Source organism: Aminobacter sp. HY435 (assembly GCF_027568395.1).
Taxonomy (GTDB): Bacteria; Pseudomonadota; Alphaproteobacteria; order Rhizobiales; family Rhizobiaceae; genus Aminobacter.
This window is the reverse complement of the sequence record NZ_JANKZL010000013.1, coordinates 99,117-118,660: the sequence shown is the minus strand read 5'-3', so window position 1 is coordinate 118,660 and position 19,544 is coordinate 99,117. Positions and strand designations below refer to the sequence as shown.

The 19,544-nt window shown below is 65.0% G+C and carries 15 protein-coding genes; 3 read left to right on the top strand and 12 right to left on the bottom strand.

Annotated elements, in window-relative coordinates; all coding sequences use genetic code 11:
* The first annotated feature begins 27 nt into the window (after window positions 1-27).
* The 3 genes from PCJ21_RS19380 (at window position 28) to PCJ21_RS19370 (ending at window position 2,519) form a co-directional block, all read left to right on the top strand.
* Window positions 28-1,062: a YeiH family protein gene (locus tag PCJ21_RS19380; RefSeq protein ID WP_442866048.1), complete on the top strand. Its 1,035-nt coding sequence runs from the start codon at window positions 28-30 to the stop codon at window positions 1,060-1,062.
* Entirely contained in the window at window positions 1,062-2,060 is a 999-nt protein-coding gene (gene pta, locus PCJ21_RS19375; RefSeq protein WP_269933075.1) for a phosphate acetyltransferase, read from the top strand. Before PCJ21_RS19380 ends, pta begins: the two co-directional genes overlap by 1 nt.
* A 177-nt stretch (window positions 2,061-2,237) precedes the next feature.
* Window positions 2,238-2,519, top strand: coding sequence for a hypothetical protein (locus PCJ21_RS19370; protein ID WP_269933074.1), 282 nt, complete (start codon window positions 2,238-2,240; stop codon window positions 2,517-2,519).
* A gap of 24 nt (window positions 2,520-2,543) precedes the next feature.
* Here the strand turns inward: PCJ21_RS19370 and PCJ21_RS19365 are convergent, their stop codons facing one another.
* The 12 genes from PCJ21_RS19365 to PCJ21_RS19310 all read right to left on the bottom strand — a co-directional run bounded on the left by PCJ21_RS19365 (window position 2,544) and on the right by PCJ21_RS19310 (window position 19,508).
* A complete protein-coding gene (locus PCJ21_RS19365; protein WP_442866047.1) occupies window positions 2,544-5,087 on the bottom strand; it encodes a DNA translocase FtsK in 2,544 nt (847 codons plus the stop codon).
* A 352-nt stretch (window positions 5,088-5,439) separates the two neighbouring features.
* Window positions 5,440-7,068: a GMC family oxidoreductase gene (locus PCJ21_RS19360; protein WP_269933072.1), complete on the bottom strand. Its 1,629-nt coding sequence runs from the start codon at window positions 7,066-7,068 to the stop codon at window positions 5,440-5,442.
* The gene (locus PCJ21_RS19355) at window positions 7,065-8,579 is read right to left on the bottom strand and encodes an FGGY-family carbohydrate kinase (RefSeq protein ID WP_269933071.1); all 1,515 of its coding nucleotides are present in this window, start codon (window positions 8,577-8,579) and stop codon (window positions 7,065-7,067) included. The genes PCJ21_RS19360 and PCJ21_RS19355 overlap by 4 nt, the downstream gene beginning before the upstream one ends.
* Window positions 8,580-8,598: 19 nt before the next feature.
* Complete coding sequence (locus PCJ21_RS19350) at window positions 8,599-9,441, bottom strand: class I fructose-bisphosphate aldolase (RefSeq protein WP_442866046.1); 843 nt, start codon at window positions 9,439-9,441, stop codon at window positions 8,599-8,601.
* A complete protein-coding gene (locus PCJ21_RS19345) occupies window positions 9,414-11,147 on the bottom strand; it encodes a glycerol-3-phosphate dehydrogenase/oxidase (protein WP_269933070.1) in 1,734 nt (577 codons plus the stop codon). The genes PCJ21_RS19350 and PCJ21_RS19345 overlap by 28 nt, the downstream gene beginning before the upstream one ends.
* A gap of 21 nt (window positions 11,148-11,168) precedes the next feature.
* Window positions 11,169-12,164, bottom strand: a complete 996-nt coding sequence (locus PCJ21_RS19340) for an aldo/keto reductase (protein ID WP_269933069.1) — start codon at window positions 12,162-12,164, stop codon at window positions 11,169-11,171.
* On the bottom strand, window positions 12,161-13,144 hold the full coding sequence (locus PCJ21_RS19335; protein ID WP_269933068.1) for a sugar-binding transcriptional regulator: 984 nt from the start codon (window positions 13,142-13,144) through the stop codon (window positions 12,161-12,163). Before PCJ21_RS19335 ends, PCJ21_RS19340 begins: the two co-directional genes overlap by 4 nt.
* An 11-nt stretch (window positions 13,145-13,155) precedes the next feature.
* Window positions 13,156-14,142, bottom strand: a complete 987-nt coding sequence (locus PCJ21_RS19330) for an ABC transporter permease (RefSeq protein WP_269933143.1) — start codon at window positions 14,140-14,142, stop codon at window positions 13,156-13,158.
* Between the two features lie 19 nt (window positions 14,143-14,161).
* Window positions 14,162-15,694, bottom strand: coding sequence for a sugar ABC transporter ATP-binding protein (locus PCJ21_RS19325; RefSeq protein WP_269933067.1), 1,533 nt, complete (start codon window positions 15,692-15,694; stop codon window positions 14,162-14,164).
* Window positions 15,695-15,796: 102 nt separating this feature from the next.
* The gene (locus PCJ21_RS19320; protein ID WP_269933066.1) at window positions 15,797-16,825 is read right to left on the bottom strand and encodes a substrate-binding domain-containing protein; all 1,029 of its coding nucleotides are present in this window, start codon (window positions 16,823-16,825) and stop codon (window positions 15,797-15,799) included.
* Between the two features lie 211 nt (window positions 16,826-17,036).
* On the bottom strand, window positions 17,037-18,182 hold the full coding sequence (locus PCJ21_RS19315; RefSeq protein WP_333474412.1) for an RHE_PE00001 family protein: 1,146 nt from the start codon (window positions 18,180-18,182) through the stop codon (window positions 17,037-17,039).
* A 159-nt stretch (window positions 18,183-18,341) separates the two neighbouring features.
* On the bottom strand, window positions 18,342-19,508 hold the full coding sequence (locus PCJ21_RS19310) for an N-acetylneuraminate epimerase (RefSeq protein ID WP_269933065.1): 1,167 nt from the start codon (window positions 19,506-19,508) through the stop codon (window positions 18,342-18,344).
* Between the last annotated feature and the right edge of the window lie 36 nt (window positions 19,509-19,544).

The following is a 19,544-nucleotide window of genomic DNA, read 5'->3' as shown; positions in this document are numbered from 1 at the left end:
GCCTGCAGCAACAATGACGGGAATGACATGATGAATACCGCTGCCGCGACCCAACGACTGAACGGCATGCCCACTGCCTTCGCCACCTACTGGCCTGGCGTGGCGGTCACCGCAGCTGTTGCGCTTGCGGCGCAGTTCCTGTCCGACCACTACGGCGCACCCGCAATGCTGATGGCGCTGCTGCTCGGCATCGCCTTCAACTTCCTGTCGGAGGAAGGCCGCTGCGTCGCCGGCGTCGACCTGTGCGCCAAGAAGGTGCTGCGCATCGGTGTCGCGCTGCTCGGCATGCGCATCAGCGTCGACCTGCTGATCGGGCTCGGCGCCGGCACCATCCTGCTGCTCGTCTCGGCGATTGCCGCGACCATCGTCTTCGGCCTGATCGCCGCGAGACTGCTCGGGCGCGGCTGGCGACTGGCGCTGATCACCAGCGGCTCGGTCGCCATCTGCGGCGCCTCCGCCGCCATGGCGATCGCCGCCGTGCTGCCCAAGAACGAGTTCTCCGAACGCAACCTGATCTTCACCGTGCTGTCGGTGACGGTGCTGTCGACGCTCGCCATGATCGGCTATCCGATGATCGCCGAGGCCATCGGCCTCGACGCGCGGGCAACCGGCATCTTTTTCGGCGGCACCATCCACGACGTCGCCCAGGTCGTCGGCGCCGGTTTTTCGGTTTCTCCCGAGGCCGGCGAAGCCGCCACGCTGGTCAAGCTCATCCGCGTCACCATGCTGGCGCCGGTGGTTCTGGTCTTCTCGCTCGCCACCCGCAACGTCGGTTCGGTCGGCGAGACCGGCAAGCGCCCGCCGCTGCTGCCGGGCTTCGTCATCGCCTTCCTGATCCTCGCCGCAGCCAACTCCTTCGGCCTCGTGCCCGAAGCTGCCTCGAAGGTCGGCATGGAAGCGTCGCGCTGGGCGCTGCTCGCCGGCATCGTCGCCGTCGGCATGAAGACCTCGCTGCGCCGGGTGCTCGACGTCGGCGGCGACGCGGTCGCCCTGATCGTCGCCGAGACAATCTTCATCGGCCTCTTCATCCTCGCCGGAATCTACTATCTGGGGCACGCCTGATGAAACCGCTCGAACGCATCATCGCCACCGCGAAACAGGCACCCAGGCGCATCGTGCTCGCCGAGGGCGAGGACCCGCGCATCGTCGAGGCGGCGGTCCGGGCCAGGCGCGAAGACATCGCCGAAATCACCCTGGTCGGCAATCGCGGCGTCATCGAACGGCGGCTGGCCGACGTTGGTGCGGACCCGCAGGAATTCCGTATCGAGGACCCGGAAGCTTCGCCCCTCGCCTCCCGGCTGGCTGCTGCCTACCACGAGCTGCGCAAAGCCAAGGGCGTCGATGCCGCTGCGGCAGCGGAAGCGCTGCGCTCGCCATTGATCTTTGCCGCCATGATGGTGCGCGAGGGCGAGGCCGATGGGACAGTCGGCGGCGCCGTTGCCACCACCGCCGATACCGTGCGGGCGGCGCTTCAGACCATCGGCCGCGCGCCCGGCGTCGGCCTCGTCTCGAGCTTCTTCCTGATGATGCTGTGCCAGCCGCACCACGCCAGGAAGGGCGCGTTCGTGTTTGCCGATTGCGGCCTGGTCGTCGACCCGGATGCGTCGGGCCTCGCCGACATCGCCCGCATGTCGGCACGCTCCTACGAGGCGCTCGCGGCGGCGCCAGCCAAGGTGGCGATGCTGTCGTTCTCGACCAACGGCAGCGCCGCCCATGAACGCGTGTCCAAGGTGGTCGAGGCGACCCGGCTGGCACATGCCGCCGACCCGGACCTCGTCATCGACGGCGAATTGCAGTTCGACACCGCCTTCGTCGAAGCAGTCAGTGCCTCCAAGGCGCCCAACTCTGCGCTGCATGGCGAAGCCAATGTCTTCGTCTTCCCCAATCTCGACGCCGCCAATATCGGCTACAAGATCGCCCAGCGCATCGGCGGTGCGGATGCCATCGGCCCGATCCTGCAAGGCCTGGCCAAGCCTGCGAACGATCTGTCGCGCGGCTGTTCGGCGGATGATGCGTTCCATATGATCGCAGTAACGGTCGTCCAGGCCGCCCAGGCCTGAACAGACCCGGCGGCACCAGCTTATGTTGCGCGAGCAGGGAGGCTCGCCCAACAATCATGCTTTGGACAGATTTGCTTTTATGTTGAAGCTATCCTTGGCAACACATGCCCGCAATCTTGTCGACCTGTGGGCACGAACCACAACTTCCCAGGACAGGCTGCGGTCTTTTGTAAGCTTATGAAATATCATGATGTATTCGCCGAACTGGAACGGCAAATCGAAAATCCTTCAGCCCCGCTGCAGGAAACGATCAAGCGAGTGATGCAACTGGTGTGCCGTACATGCGCACCAGGTTCGTCGGCAATCAAACGTTTCCACGAGAGTTTCGCGCTGCTGTGCTTTTTTGCCGGCATGGATGCCCCGGCCCACACCATGGCCGAGGCGCGCAAGGAAGCGCGGGAACAGCTCAATGCGCTTCGCAGCGTCTGCGCCAGTGTAGCAACCGAAACCGTCCACTAATCCGCAAACAGCCTGCGGCTTCGCTCAATCCTCACGATCGGTCGGATTGCCGACATCGCGGCGGCCGGTCATGATCTCGCGCTTGCCGACATGGTTCGGCGCACCGACGAGGCCTTCCTTTTCCATCCGTTCGACCAGTGACGCGGCACGGTTGTAGCCGATGCCGAGGCGGCGCTGGATATAGGAGGTCGAGCACTTCTTGTCGCGCTGCACCACCTTCACTGCCTCCTCATAGGTCGTGTCGCCATCTTCGGACGCGACGGCGCCCTTGTCGAAAACAGGACCCTGATCGGCTTCTTCTTCCTCTTCGTCGGCCGTCACCGTTTCCAGATATTCGGGGCGGCCCTGCGCCTTGAGGTGCGCGACGACATGTTCGACCTCGGCGTCCGAAACGAACGGCCCGTGGACGCGGGCGATGCGGCCGCCGCCAGCCATGTGCAGCATGTCGCCCTGGCCGAGCAGCTGTTCGGCGCCCTGTTCGCCCAGGATGGTGCGGCTGTCGATCTTCGACGTCACCTGGAACGAGATGCGGGTGGGGAAGTTGGCCTTGATGGTGCCGGTGATGACGTCCACGGACGGGCGCTGGGTGGCCATGATCAGATGGATGCCGGCAGCGCGCGCCATCTGCGCCAGCCGCTGGATGGCGCCTTCGATCTCCTTGCCGGCGACCATCATCAGGTCAGCCATCTCGTCGACGATGACGACGATATAGGGCATCGGCGCCAAGTCGATTTCCTGCTCCTCGAACAGCGGCTCGCCGGTGCCCTTCTCGAAGCCGGTCTGCACCTGCATCACCACGGTCTCGCCCTTGTCGCGGGCGACGGCGGCGCGCTCGTTGTAGCCGTCGATGTTGCGCACGCCGAGCCGAGCCATCTTGCGATAGCGGTCTTCCATCTCGCGCACCGCCCACTTGAGCGCGGTGACCGCCTTTTTCGGATCGGTGACGACCGGTGTCAGAAGATGCGGAATGCCGTCATAGATCGACAGCTCGAGCATCTTCGGGTCGACCATGATCAGGCGGCATTCCTCCGGCTTCAGCCGGTAGAGCAAGGACAGGATCATGGTGTTGATGGCGACCGACTTGCCGGACCCGGTGGTGCCGGCAACCAGAAGATGCGGCATCTTGGCGAGTTCGGCGATGACCGGTTCACCGCCGATGGTCTTGCCAAGGCACAGCGCCAGCTTGCAGCTGCTTTCGCGGAAATTGGCGGATTCGATCAGCTCGCGGAAATACACCGTTTCCCGCGTTTCGTTTGGCAGCTCGATGCCGATGACATTGCGGCCCGGAATGACAGCCACGCGCGCTGAAACCGCCGACATGGACCGGGCGATGTCGTCGGCCAGGCCGATGACGCGCGACGACTTGACGCCAGGAGCCGGTTCGAACTCGTACAGCGTGACGACAGGACCGGGCCGGACATGGATGATCTCGCCGCGCACCCCGAAATCCTCGAGAACGCTCTCCAGAAGATCGGCATTCTGCTCGAGCCGCTCCTGCGACATGTAGAAGCCCTGCCCTTCCGGCGGCAGTTGCAGAAGCTCTTCCGGCGGCAACGTGTAGTCATCGCCATAGCCGGCTTGAACGACGCGCCCGGCAACGGGCAACGAAGGCGCGCGCGGCGCCGGCATGGTGATCTCGACGCTCTTTGCGGCAGGCGCAACAGGGGCTGCGTCGTTGGCGGCCACGCGCGAGACGACGCGCGGCGTTGCCAGCGCGGCGACGGGCTGCTCGATAACGGTTTCAGCCGGCGCTGCCGGTTCGGCTTCCGCTTTTGCAATCGGCTCGGCGGCAGGCGCTGGCTGTGCTCCCGGTGTGCACTCGATCACGCGGAACATTGCCGTGATCTCGGCTGGATGGATTACCGCGGGAACGGCTGGAACCTGCCCGGCTGCGGCTGGCATGGCCGCAGCGGACCTGGTTGGCTGCAGCACGGGCGCAACGCGCGGCGCCGGGGCAACAGGTGCAGCGCTTGGCGGTGCAGCGGCCTCCGCGCCGCACGGCGCACCGAACTCGAAGAATGCGTGGTCGGAAAGATAGGCCCAGTGTGACGGCGTTTCTGGCTGTGTCTGACCGTCGACGGCCGGCGAAGGATGCCGCGCTGCGGGCATGACTGGCGTCGCCACACTCGGCCTGACCGTCGGCGCCTGATATGGCAGGCCCACCGGGGCAGCAGTTTCCCTGTGCTGGACCTGCGGACGCGCCGGGCTGAACGGCTGGCGGACAGCCGGCGCCGGCGCGGCGGTCACCGGGTTCTGTGGCACGGCAGCAACGATTGGCGCGGCCGGGACGACCGGCGCTTGGGCAACCGTGGGCTCGGGGGCCTGCGCTTCCGGGCACTCGGCGTCGTGTTCCTCGCGCAGGCCGCGCTTTGCAGCATCGTAGTCGGGCGTGCGCGTGAAGCGCACATTCGGGGCAAGGAAGAAATAATCCTGCCAGCCTGGGCCGTCAGCGGCCGACAAAGGCTGCCCGCCAGACTTGTTGGCGCGGTCGTCGAATACACCCGACTTGGCGTCACCCTGCGAGGTTGTGTTCGAATGATTGGTACGTGGAAAGCGCATCGATGCCATACTCAAGACTCGCCGGTGAAACGTCCCCTGAGCAATAGGAACCGATGGTTAACAGTTCCTTCCGATCGTGGCCCCGGACGCGCGGTTTGAAGGGCGCTGTGGCAAAGAGGCCCAGCATTGTCAGGGGGTTCCGCGTGCCGATCCGCCCGGAATATTTTTCGTCGCCGGTATCGGCACATCAAAGCCCGTCAAGCGCGTCGCCGGTGCTCTCGATTCCCGGCAGCCGTGTACGCCCCGTGGCGCCGCCGAGCCCGCCGGGGAATCGCAGAGCAAAACACCGAAACGCCGCTCAACGGGATGCAGCTCAGCTTCCAGGGCGGCTGAGATCTGAAAGGCCGCGAACAGATTTGCCTCAGGCGGCGTCGGCGAGGATCATCTCCGACGCCTTCTCGGCGATCATGATCACCGGCGAATTGGTGTTGCCAGAGACGATCGACGGCATGATCGAGGCGTCGACGACGCGCAGGCCAGCGAGGCCATGCACCCTGAGACGCGCGTCGACCACCGCCATGGGATCGTCGCCCATCTTACAGGTGCCGACGGGGTGGAAGATCGTGGTGGCGATGTCGCCGACCTTGCGCAACACGTCGCTGTCGCTCTCGACCGCTGGCCCGGGCAATATCTCTTCCGGGGCAAAGCGGGCAATCGCCTTGCTCGCCATCAGGCGGCGGACGTGCCGGATCGAGGCTATAGCCACCGAGCGGTCGTTTTCGGTCGACAGATAATTGGGCCGGATGCTGGCCGCAGCCTTGGGGTCGCTGGAAGCGGCATGCACCGTGCCGCGGCTTTCGGGCCTCAGGTTACACACCGACACGGTGACGGCCGGGAAGCGATGCAGCGGCTCGCCGAGCCGGTCGGTACTGAGCGGCTGGACGTGATACTCCAGATCGGGCGTTGCAAGCCGTGGGTCGCTGCGCGCGAAGATGCCGAGCTGGCTCGGGGCCATCGACAGCGGACCGGAGCGCCGCAGCGCGTATTCGACTCCCATCGCCGCCCGGCTGAACAGATTGTGGTAGCGCTGGTTGAGGGTCATCGCATTCGAGACCTTGAACACGGTGCGGATTTGCAGATGGTCCTGCAGCCCCTCGCCTACGCCATGTAGCGCATGAGCTGTGGCAACGCCGATATCGGCGAGGTGGCTGGGGCTGCCGATGCCCGACAGCTCCAGGATCTTCGGCGAGTTGATCGCACCGGCGGCGAGGATGGTCTCGCCGGCACGCGCCAGATGCAGCTTGCCGTCCATCCGGAACACCACGCCCTTCACCCGCTTGCCGTCGAGCAGCAGCCGCTCGGTTTCAGCGCCGGTCACGACGCGCAGATTGGGGCGGCCGAGGATCGGGCGCAGAAACGCTTTCGACGTGTTCCAGCGCACACCCTTCTTCTGGTTGACCTCGAAGTAGCCGGAGCCTTCATTGCTGCCCTGGTTGAAATCGTCGGTACGCGGAACGCCGATTTCTTCCGCCGCGTCGCGGAACGCGTCGAGGATCGGCCATGACAGGCGCTGCCGCTCGACGCGCCACTCACCGCCGGAACCGTGGCCCGCGGCCCCCGGCTTGCCGTGATAGTCTTCCGATTTCAGGAAGTAGGGCAGCACGTCGTCCCAGCCCCAGCCGGCGTTGCCGGCCTGGCGCCAGCCGTCATAGTCGGCTGCCTGGCCGCGCATGTAGATCATGCCGTTGATCGACGAGCACCCGCCCAGCACCTTGCCGCGTGGATAGTTGAGGGCGCGGCCGTTGAGCCCGGCTTCCGGTTCGGTCTTCATCAGCCAGTCGGTGCGCGGATTGCCCATGCAGTAGAGGTAGCCGATAGGTATGTCGACCCAATGGTAGCGATCGCTGCCGCCGGCTTCCAGCAACAGCACCTTGTGCCCGGGATTGGCCGACAAGCGGTTGGCCAGCACGCAGCCAGCGGATCCCGCCCCCACGATGACGAAATCGTATTCGCCAAAATCCTCAGCGCCAAACTGCCCAGCGTCGGTCATGCCTCGGCCCGTTCGCTCGCCATCCGTGCCCAGATCGGGCCCATGGCATTGTTGATCTCGCAGTACAGGCGATAGCGCCGCTCGTAGACAGGCGCAATCGCGCAATTGGGACTGTAGTGGCGTGCCACCGCCGTCATGGCCTCGGCCCCTTCGGCAAAGCTTGCGAACACCCCAACCCCGGTAGCCGCTGCAATCGCTGCACCAAGCGCCCCGGTCTCGCGGCTTCTCGCCACCGTGACCGGCAGGCCCAGCACGTCCGCGAATATCTGTGGCCACACCGCACTGCGCGACCCGCCCCCCGACAGCACCGCCTCGGCGATGCCGGCGCCGGCCCGGCGCAGCGTCTCGACGTGGCGGCGATGTTCGAAGGCGACGCCCTCGAACAGGGCGCGCAGCATGTGAGCGCGGGTGTGCCAGCCAGCGATGCCGTAGAAGCCGGCGCGCGCCTGGCCGTTGCCCTGCGCGCCGTAGAGGAACGGATGATAGATCGGCACGTCGGCGTCGGGATCGACCGAAGCGACAAGCTCGCCGCAGAGGTCGAACGGCGAGCGGCCGCCTTCCGGTCCATGCTCGAAGAACTCGCGCACGATCCATTCGAGATTGGCCGCCGACGTGGCACTCGATTCGATCGCCAGATAACGCTTGGGATCGAAGGTCGACTGCATGAAGATATTGGGATCGTGCAGCGGTTCGTCCGTGATCACCTGGTTGATGCTCCAGGTGCCGGCGATGATCGAGGCAGCCCCGGTGCTGGTGACGCCCGAGCCGATGGCGCTGGCGACCACGTCGAAGAGACCGGCAACGACGGGCGTGCCGGCGGCCAGACCGGTCAGGCCGGCAACCTCGGGCGAAATCCGGCCCGCTATCTCGGCCGATTCCAGCACCGGCGGCAGCAGGCTTGCGCAGTCTTCCAGGCCGTACGCTTCCAAAAGCTCGGGTACGTAGCGTCTGCCCGGCATGCCCAGCAAGCCGCAGCCCGACATGTCGGTGGTGTCGGTCGAGCGCGCCCCGGTCAGCCGGTTGACGACAAAGTCCTTGCTCAGGAACACCGTGCCAATGCGCGCGAAAAGTGCCGGGTCGTGGCGCTTGAGCCAGGCCAGCAGCGTCGGCGTCTGCGCCGCCCACGGGCGCTGCAGGCAATGCGCGTGGCTGCGCTCGCCGACGCCGTTTTCCGCCCACTCGGCGACAAGTCCATTGGCGCGGGTGTCGAGCGACTGGATGCCGAGCAGCGGCTCGCCATCGCGGTCGAGCGCATAGAGCCCGTTGCCATGGCCTGCGCAACCAAGCGCCAGCACGTCCTTGCCCTCGACGCCGGCCTTGTCGAGGCACTCACGAATGACGGCGACCGCGTTGCGCCACAACTCGCCGAGGTCGCGCTCGACATGACCGGGCCTGGCCATGCACGAATGTCCGTCCTTGGCGGCAAGCGCGAGCTCGCCGCCGCTCAGGTCGAACAGGACCGCCTTGATGACGGTGTTGCCGGCATCGAGGCCGAGAACGTATCCACCCATTGTCCCCTCCTAGGGTAGCTTACGATTGCCGGTAGCGGTCCCACGCGGCCGCACCGTCGGCGCCCTCGTGGATGATCGCCATCAGGCCGTTGACCACGGCTTTGGGGTTGGCATGCTGGTAGATGTTGCGGCCATAGACCATGCCGTGCGCGCCCTGCGCCATCAAGGCCGCCGACTTGTCGAAGACCACGCGCAGGTCTACCTTGCCGCCGCCACGCACCAGGACCGGGCAGCGCGCCGCCTCGACCACCTTGTGGAAATCGCCGGCCTCGGTCGTCGGATCAGCCTTGACGATGTCCGCGCCCATCTCGCGGGCAAGGCGGGTCAAAGTCACGATCTTTTCGGGATCGCCATCGACCATGTAGCCGCCGCGCTCGGAGTTAGGCAGCATCGCCAGCGGCTCGATCATCAGCGGCATGCCGTACTTTTCGCAGTCGGCCCGGACACGGGCGATGTTCTGCACGCACTGGCGAAACAGGTCCGGCTCGTCGGGCAGCATGAACAGGTTGACCACCACGCAGGCCGCATCCATCTCGAGCGCGCCGATCAATGGCTCGGCCTCGTTCTGCAGCAGCGCCCACATGTGACGGTGACGCGTCTTGTTGTAGGGATTGCCCATGTCGATGCGCATCACGAGCGCCGGCTTGTCCTTGCCCGGCCGTTCCTGCAGCAGGTCGGCCTGGCCGTAGTTCATCTGGATGGCGTCGGGGCCGGCTGCAACAAGTTGGTCGACAACAGCTGCAACATCTTCCAGCCCGTCGAGGAAGGATGGCTCGTTGCAGACGCCGTGATCGATCGCGACGTCGAGGCAGCGCCCGTTGGCGAACAGCCGGTTCATGCGGACTTTCTTGCTGATGCGCATTGGGCGCTCCTTCCTGATGTCAGTGACAATCGTGTTGAATCAAGCCCATGCCGATGCTCCAGCAGGGCGAGGAAATCGTTGCGCTCGCCGAGCCGCCTGGCCGCGTCCCATCCCTTGGCCACGGCCAGGACGTCGAGCGCCTCGTCGATCAGTTCGAGCGACAACCGTCCGGTGACCGCCAGGGTCGTACGGCGCAGCAACAGGTCGGACAGCCGCTCGACATGCTCGTGGACGACAAGACGATGCAGTTCGGCCGCCGAATAGCGGCAGCCGGAAAGCATCGCCGTCCCGTGCCGCACCTCATGGCCGGCGACCACAGGCGCCTGCGTGCCATAGCGTTCGAGCAGCTCGCCCATGCGCTCGCGCGAGACCCCAAGCGCGTCGGCCTGGTCGGCGCACCACAGCAATGGCGACCTCGGGAAATCGCGGCCGCCGCCGATCGCCAGCGTTTCGGTGCCGAGTTGCCGTTTCAATCCGAGCTGATCGAGCGCCATGTCGGCGGCCATTTCGCCGAACGAGCGGAACGTCGTCCACTTGCCGCCGATCATGCACAGCATCGGCGGCAGCGGGCCGTTCGCGGCGATCTGCTCGCAGAAATGGTCGCGCGGGATGCGGCCGGTAAAGCTGTCGTCGCTGGCGGGCAGCGGACGCACGCCGGAAAACTGGAAAACGATCTCCTCGTCGGCGATGCGCAAACCCGGAAACACGAAGGCCAGCGACTGCAGGATGTAGTCGCGCTCATCTGCTTCGCAGCGGACCTGACCGGGATCGTCGACGCGAATGTCGGTCGAGCCGACAAGCACATTGCCGAGATAGGGGAACAGGATGCAGATGCGCCCGTCCTCGTTCTCGTAATAGATCATGTGGCCGGCAAGCGCCTCGTAGAGCTCGCGATTGGCGATGACCAGGTGCGAGCCCTTGGTGCCGCCCATCATCTTCGGCGCTTCGGCACCGACGGCTGCGTTGGTGAGGTCTATCCAGCCGCCTGTCGCGTTGATGATGAGCCTTGGAGCAACAGGCAGCGCTTCGCCGGTCAGTTCGTCTGTGAGAACGACGCCACCGCCGTCGCCGCTGACCCGCGTGTAGTTCAGCGCGCGCGCCTCCGGGTTGGCAGCCATCGCATCGTTGAGCATCTCGACGCCAAGCCGCTCGGGGCGGCTGACCCAGGCGTCGAAATAGGTGGCGGAGTTGCGGACGTCGGGGTTGATCGCCGGCCAGGCATCGAGCGTCTGGCGCCTGCTCCGGAATTCGTGCTTGGGCATCAGCCGCCGCCCGGCGGTGAAGATGTCATAGAGCGTGAGACCCGCCTTGATTACCACCGCGCCGCGGCGGCTCGGCCGGCGCGAGAAGCCGAGAAAGCGGAATGCCCCGTTGGCGACACCTGAAAACAGGTCGAAGATCGGCACCGTCGTCGGCAGCGGACCGACGAAATGCGGGGCGTTTTCCAGCAGCCGGTCGCGCTCGAGCAGGGATTCCCGCACCAGCTTGAATTCGCCGTTTTCAAGGTAGCGCAGCCCGCCATGCACCATGCGCGAAAGTGCTGCGCTGGCGCCAGAGCAAAAATCGTCCTTCTCGGCCAGGAGCACGTCGACGCCCTGCAACGCCAGCTCGCGAAAAACGCTGATGCCGTTGATGCCGCCGCCGATGATGAGCACGGCTGGGCCGGGCCGGCCACGCAGGCCAGCTATGATTTCGCTGCGGGTCATGATGTTAGCCGGCCTCTTCGATCAGGCGTCCATGGCCACGAGATGCCGCGTGATCGCCGCATCGATGAGCGCCAGATCGTCCGCATCGAGCACGATCCGCCCAGCTTTGGCATTGTCCAGCGCCTGCTCCGCATTGCGCGCGCCGCACAGCCCGAAGGTGATCCCCGGCTGCGTCAGCGTCCAGGCGATGGCGATCTGCGCCATCGTCGCCCCGTGCTGGTCGATGACAGGGGCAATCGCTGCCTTGAAGGCGGCGACCTTGTGCCTGTTGGCCTCGGAGAAACGTGGATTGTCCTTACGCTGATCGTCGCCGGTGAACTGGCGCGCCGGGTCGATGGCGCCCGAAAGCAGGCCAAGGGCCAGCGAAGAATAGCTCAGCGTCGCGACATCATTCGCCGTGGTCACCGGCAGAAGCGTCTGTTCGATCTCGCGGTCGAGCATCGAATAGCGCTCCTGGATGGCGTCGATCTGCCCCGCTGCGACATAGGACTCAAGCTCGGCAACGCTGATATTGCTCGCCCCGATGGCGCGGATCTTGCCGGCTTTCTTCAGGCTGGCAAGCGCTTCCATCGTTTCGGCGATCGGCGTCGTCGGGTCCTGCCAATGCGTGATGTAGAGATCGATATGATCGGTGCCGAGGCGGCGCAGGCTCTGCTCGACCTCGTGGGTGATGCCGTCGGCGCCGAGATAGCGATGCACCGGCAAGCCGTCCTGGTCGAAGAAATAGTTGCCCTTGCCCGTCTGCCAGTTGAGGCCGCATTTGGTGGCGATCATCACCTTGTCTCGGCGGCCCTTGATCGCCTTGCCGACGATCTCCTCGCTACGGCCGAGACCATAGGCTGGCGCGGTGTCGATCAGCGAGACGCCGGCGTCGATGGAAGCATGGATGGCTCCGATGGAGGCCTGCTCGTCGGTCCCACCCCACATCCAGCCGCCGATCGCCCAGGTGCCGAGACCTACGGCTGAAGCGGAGACGTCGGACTTACCGATCCTGCGGATAATCTGGCCAGAATTCATGCTGGTTTCCCCTCGGCGAGTTCCAGAACCTTCAAGGCTGTGGCTTCGTCGGTAACGATGATGTCGAGATGATTGCCGCGCATGGCGCTGAGGATCGGCGCCACCTTGCTCGCGCCGCTGGCAATGCCGATGGAACGCGGAATGGTGGCGAATTCCTCAAGCGTCAGCGAAACCAGACAGCGGTTGAGGTTGTAGTCGCAGACCTTGCCATCGGCATCGATCAGGTTGGCGAGCAGCTCGCCCGCCGCTCCGGACCGCTCGATGGCTTGCCTGTCGGTGCTCGATGTCGGGTGCAGGTCGTAGTAACTCGAGTCGTCGGTCAGGATCGAACCGATGCCAACCACGGCGATGCTTGCCTCGCGCGCCTTGCGGAAGACGTCGGAGACGGAGCTGACGCCCATCAGCATGTTGCGCTGCTCGGGGCTGTCGGCAAACAGCGGCGCATGGATCTGGTAGGCCCTGCCACCGAGCTTGTCGGCCATCAGCGATGCGACGTGGTTGACGTCGGTGTAATGCTTGCCCTGCACCAGTCCGGTCGCCGGGATCACTTCGACCTGGCATTGCTTGTTTGAGCTCATGCCGGCAACGACGGCCGAAACGCCCTTGCCGCCGGTGATGGAAATGGTGTCGCCGTCCTTGATCGTTTCCTCGAGCAGGCCGGCAGCCGCCTCGCCGACACGCTGCAGAGCGGTCTGCGGATTGTCGCCGAGCGAGGGCACGACGATGGCGCGCTCGATGCCGCCAAGCGCCACGAGCCGGGCTTCGATGCCGACCAGGTGCTCGATCGGCGACTTGATCTTGATCTCGACGAGGCCCATCTGATGGCCGCGCTTGATCAGGCGGTTGACGGTGGCATGCGAGATACCAAGCTCGTGCGCGATCTCGGCCTGGGTCTTGCCCTCCATATAGTGAAGAACCAGTGCCTGGTGCATCTGCCGCGCAATGGTGGTGTCGTCGCGGGAATTGCTGTTGCTTGCCATGTTCGTCTCCCTCAGGCCTTCTTGCGGTGAAGCAAGTGGTCGATTGAGACTGCGGCGAGCAGGATGCAGCCCTTGATCATGTCCTGCCAGTACACGGAGATGTCGAGCAGAATCAGCGAGCTGGTGACGACCGACAGCAGGGCCATGCCGAGGATTGCGCCGAAGATCGTGCCCGACCCGCCGTTGAGCGAGGCGCCGCCGATCACCGCGGCTGCGATGATGTTGAGCTCCATGCCGGCGCCGAAGGTGGGCGTCGCCGCCCCGAAGCGGGACATGTAGATGACGCCCGCAAATCCGGCCAGCGTCGAGCACAGCACCGTCACCCAGAACTTCACCTGCTTGGTGCGGATGCCCGAATACTGCGCCGCCTTCTCGTTGGAGCCGGTGTAGAACACCTTGCGGAACGCGGTTGCCCGGCGCAGCAGGAAGTCGAAGATCGCGACCACCACCACGAAGATGATGATGACATATGGCACGCCCTGGAAGCTGCCCTGGCCGATCGCCTTGAACGCCGGCGGCAGAGTGAACAGCGACAGCGGCGTACCTTTGGTGATGACCAGGCATAGTCCGCGCACGATCACCATCGCGGCAAGCGAGGTGATGAAATGATTGAGCCCGACCACGGTGACGAAAAAGCCCATGACCGCGCCGATCAGCGCGCTGACGGCGATGCCGATCAGGCTGGCCGTCCACGGGTCGAGCCCGGCGAGAAACAGCGCGCCCGACACCACCATGGAAAAGCAGACCACCGAGCCGACCGAGAGATCGATACCGCCGACGATGAGCAGGATGGTCATGCCGACGACGACGATGCCCTCGATCGAAAAGCTCATCAGCATGGCGCGGAAATTGCCCCATGTCAGGAAATGCGGCGAGGCGAACGACATGGCGATGCATAGCGCCAGGATGATGACGATCAGCCCCGCCTCGCGCATCGAGCCGAGCCGCGCGAGGTTCCACTGAGCGCCCTGCGCTTGAACATTCGTCTCCGCCGGCATGGTCTGTGCTTCCGCTTCTCTAGGCGACATTGTGGGCCTGCTGATTGATATGGGCTGTTGGCTGGACGCCCGACGCGAGCATGATGATCGCTTCCTCGCTCAATTCGTCCGATGCCAGTTCGCCGGCTATCCGGCCTTCCCGGACAACCAGCACGCGGTCGCACAGGCCGATCAGTTCGGGCATTTCCGACGAGATGACGATGATGCCGACTCCGCGCCGAGACAGGTCGCGCAACAGGCGATGGATCTCGGCCTTGGCGCCGACGTCGATGCCGCGCGTCGGCTCGTCCATGATCATCACCTTGGGGTCGACCGAAAGCTGCTTGGCGATGGCCACCTTCTGCTGGTTGCCGCCGCTCAGCGTCGACACGGCTGCGCCGACGCCGGCCATGCGCACGCCAAGGCGTTTTGTCAGGTCCTGCGCCTGGGCGTTTTCGGCGCGCCGGTCGAGCAGACCGCTCGCGCCGGTCAGCTTGGCAAGGTCGAGAGCCGAGACGTTGGCGGCAATCGACATGTCGAGAAACACGCCCGAGCCCTTGCGGTCTTCGGAGAGGTAGACCAGCCCTGCCTTGACGGCGTCGGAATAGCTGGAGACGCGGACGGGCGCGCCGCCGATGGTCACGTCGCCTGACCTGGCGGCGCGAAGGCCGCACAAGGCTTGCGCGATTTCGCTGCGGCCCGAACCGATCAGCCCGCCAATGCCGAGAATCTCGCCGGCGCGCAGCTCGAAGCTGACATCGTCGCAGCGCGAACCGTCCGACAGGCGCCTGACCGACAACAGCGAGGTCCCTGGGGTTCCTTGCAACTTGTCGGGGTAAAGCTGGGTGATCTCGCGGCCAACCATCTTGCGCACGACATCGTCGGGCGTCACCGCCGCGATGTCATCTGTGGCGACGTAACGGCCGTCGCGGAAAACCGTCACACGGTCGCACAGCGAAAAGATCTCGGCCATGCGATGGCTGATGTAGACAACGGAGATGCCGCGTGCCTTGAGACCGCGGACAATGCCGAACAGGCGCTGCGCCTCAGGCTCGGTCAGTGCCGCGGTGGGCTCGTCGAGGATGAGCACGCGGCAGTCGAGCGTCAGCGCCTTGGCGATCTCGACGAGCTGCTGGTTGGAAATGGAAAGATCAGCGACCTTGGTCCGCACGGGGATCGGCGCCAGGAGGTCCATGACCTTCTGCGCATCGGCGTGGAGCCGATTGAAATTCATCAGCGGAGCACGCCGACCGTTGATGGCGGACATGTAGATGTTCTCGGCCACCGTCGCGTCCGGGCAAAGCGCGATCTCCTGGTGGACGAGCGCGATGCCAAGCTTCTGGGCCGCGGCCGGCGAGGCAACCACAACCTTGTCGCCGGCAATGCGGATGTCGCCTTCGTCGGGCTGCAGGACGCCGGCGATGATGTTCATCAGCGTCGACTTGCCGGCGCCATTTTCGCCGCACAGCGCATGAATCTCACCCTCGGCGAGCGCAAAGTCGATGCCGGTCAGAGCCTTTACCGGGCCGAACGACTTCGAAATGTTCCTGATCTCGAGGATGGGCGTCGACATCTGTCAACTTTCACTGGCGCAAGGGAGAGGTTCAAGGCTGGATGACGGGGCGCAAACGCCCCGTCACGATATCGCAGTCAAGCACGAATGACCGAGGGTTGCTTATTCCTCGATGCCCTTGGTGCCGCGACGCTGCAGGTACTTGTCCCAGTAGAAGTCGTCGGCGTTTTCGGCCGTGACGATGGAGAAGCCGTTGTCGACGAAGGGCACGCTCATGCCGTTGGCGCCCGAACGCTTGGTGTCGTTCATCGGGTCGATCAGTTCGGGATGCTTGGCCAGCCACAAAAGCATGAAGCCCATGTAGCCCTGCATGCCCTGGTTGGGGTTGACCGACCCGTAGATCTCGCCGGCCTTGATCATGTCGAGGATCTTGGCGTTGACGTCAGCGAGCATGACCTTGATCTTGCCGCCGCCTTCCTTGGCCGCCTGTGCGGCGCCGATGGCCGAGTTGGCCTCGGGCATGAACACCGCGCCCAGTTCAGGGTGCGCCTGGGCCAGGCTGAGCACCGCCTGATAGGCCTTGGTCGGATCCTGGTTGGAGGCCGCGCGACCAACCAGCTTCATGTCCGGCCACTTGGCTTCCATGCGGGCGATGAAGGCCGAGACGCGCTTGTCGTGATTGTCCTGGCCGGGGTTTTCGAGGACGGCGTATTCGCCCTTGCCGTCCATCGCCTTGGCGACGGCATCAGCGGCATAGGTGCCTTCAGCCAGATTGTCGGAGGTGATGAACGAGGTACGCTTGGAATTGGGCGAGTCGGCAGCAAAGGTCACAACCGCCGTGCCCTGGTCGATGGCGCGGTTGATCGGCTCGATGAACGGATCGGAATTCATCGGATGAACCAGGATGCCAGCCGGCTTCTGGGCAAGCGCCTGGTCGAAGGTCGCAATCTGCTTGTTGACGTCATATTCCGGCGTGCCGGTGTATTCGGTCTCGCAGCCGAACTGCTGGCCGGCCTGCTTGAACATCTCGTAGACCGGGAACCAGTATTCGACGCCAGACACCATGACGTTCATGACGTATTTTTCGCCGGGTGCGCACTTGAATGGATTTTCGGCAGACTGGGCATAACCCGAGCCGAGAATGGTCGTGGTCGCCGCGGCAAGCGCGAGCGTGCTCAGAAATTTACGCAAGTTCCCTCCCTTGGCCGAAGCCAGATCAACAATCATTGCCGGCCGCCGCAGCGCCGCGCCATGTGGATTGATTTGTCCGGCCTTCCTCCCGAAGCCCGGTGTAGTGAGAATTGCAGCCCGGATGAGGCATGTCAATAAAATTCATCAACTGAAATATATTTCATGTCAAAAGACATCAAGCAAGCACAGTTCGTGAAATTTATTGCACGCGTCAGAGGATGCCCCAGGCACGATACCGGCCGCGTCCGGTGACTTCGCGCAGGTCGAGCTGGGCAATCAGGCCGAGCGCGCCGGCAGCGGTAACGCCGACCTGCTTTTCCACCATGCCGGACGTAACCAGCGGCCGCGACAGCACGAATTCGATCACCTCCGGCAGCTTGGAGGTCGACCGCCGCCCCTTGAGCCGGCGTTCCATCTGTGTCTTGGCGAGTATCAGCCGGTCGTGTTCCTTCAGCCCCGCAGCCGCGGTTTCATGGACGCCGTCCAGAAAGGCGATCAGCCGGGCGGCGCGTTCGGGAGCGTTGCGCCTGTCACGCGGGATCATGCGGGCGCCGATGTTGAGGGCGCTCAGATGCGCCGATGTGAGCCCCGCCTCGCGCAGCAAGGCGGCGATGAGAAGACGCCCCAGCCAGGGCGCATGCTGCAACGGCGCAATCACATTCCAGGCTTCGAACGCGACCGCCGCGCGAAGCACCGCGGGCAAGCCCGCGGTTTCCGCTACCCGCAGCGTCCACTCGGCAAGGCGCTCGCTCTCGTCCCATTCGAGGTCGTAGATCAGCGGGTTGCGGTCGTTCGAAGCTGCCTTGGCCGACCTGCTCGCGACAACGGAAGCCGTCTCGTCGAGGGCGCGCTCCACGACAGCCTGGGCGCGCGCCAGGGCGGCGTCCAGCGCAGCCATTTCGACACTCAGACTGTTGTCGCCATCTGCATCGTCGTCGTCATCATCGGCAAGTTCGGCCACGCGCGCGGACGACTGCGGCTTGTCCTCATGCACCGCCGTTGCCGCCCCTCGCCCGCACAGGATGGACAACCCCTCGCGGCCAAGCGCCCAGTCCGGCTTGTTGCCGAGCATCTGGCGCCGCAGGCGCAGGATTTCATGCGCCCGGCTCAGTTCATGAGTCGGCGTGCGGATGTCCATCCGGGCATCGTGCAGGACCAGGTCCTCGAGATGCACGAGCTCGCCGTCGAGCCACAGCGACGACGCTGCGTCCATGAAATGGCTACGCTCGACGAACCCTTGGCCGACAGGCGAGCGGGCGATGCGCTCATCGAGGCGGACAAGCGTTTCGGTGGCGCGCGACGCGGGGCCGACGAGCCGATCCAGCGGCAACGGGTGGATGCGATATTCCATCGCCATGGAATAATCCATTTGCGATGCTCAAGCTATTGGCACGATCGCTTTGGTTATTTTTGCGGCGGTCCGCTGCCCCACGGTATGACAGGGGCCGGACTGGCAAGCGCGCGAGCCGCGAAACTGCCGCCATCCACGGGACGGCGGCAGGCACCAGGAAGCGGATCAGTTGTCCACGGAGACCGCCTTGCCGTCCCATTTCAGCAGGAAGACCTCGCTGCGCGGCTTGCCCTCGCCGTCCTCGCCGCCGACGATGACCAGGCCTTCAGCTGTCGAGAAGGAAGCGCCATAGGCAAGGCCGTGCGGCAGCTTGCCCGCTTCCTTCCAGCCCTTGCCGTCAAAGGCGTAGACCTCGTCACGCCAGCCCTTCTTGAGACCGTCATGGGCAAACCATTTGCCGGCTTCGGCATTGGCCTGGGCGCCGACGAAATTGGCGCCGCCGGCAACCAGCACGGCCCCTCCCGCCTCACCGGCGAAAGCGCCGGCAACGCCTTCCTGGCGCTCATTGGCCGAAGGCTTGGGCAGGTCGGCCAGCTTGTGCCAGTCATCCGCCTGGGCATCGACCTTGACCTGCTTGACCTCGGGCGTGCGCAGGCCCGGCTTGACCTCGCCGCTGATCACCATGAAGGCGTCGTCGCCCCGAGCTACGACGGCGGAATCGCAGTTGGGCAGGAACGGGTTGTCGCCCAGCGTGCCCCAGCTGTTGGCCGAGGGGTCGTAGGACAGCACCTTGGTGTTCCAGCGATACTCCTTGGGTTCCATGCCCATGTAGCCGTTGACGAGCTTCTTGAAGCCCTCCGGGTTCTTCTCCTTGTCGGTGGCGGCGACGTCGGCGAGATACTTGTCGAACAATTCCTTGTTGTAGCCGCCGACGATCGCGATGCGGCCGTCCTTCAGCGGCAGCGCCTTGGCGCCCGACAGGCCGACCGGGGTCGCCGTGTCGACCTTGGACCAGCTGTCGGATGCGGTGTCGTAGGCGAAGACCGTGTCGAAGATGATCGGCGACTTGGCGTCCGCGCTTGCCTTTCCGTTGCCACTGAAGACGAAGATCTTGCCGCCGGAAACGGCTGCCGCCGCGCCGTTGGTGGCCGGGCCGGCAAAGGCCGCACGCTTCACCCAGCCTGCGGCGGGATTGGCGAGGTCGAGCGAATAGAAGTCGGTGCCAGCCGAGCCGAGGCCGACATAGGCCGTGTCGCCGACGCGGGCGGCGACACCGCTCTTGATGCCGACGGGCAGGTCCGGCCAGGCGTCAGCGGCCATGGCGGCCGCCGTCGACAGGGTAAGTACAGTGGCGCTCATTGCCAGGGTTCTCGCGATTGAAGACTGGGACATGCAGGCATTCCTCCATTGTGTTGCTTGCGGGCTGAC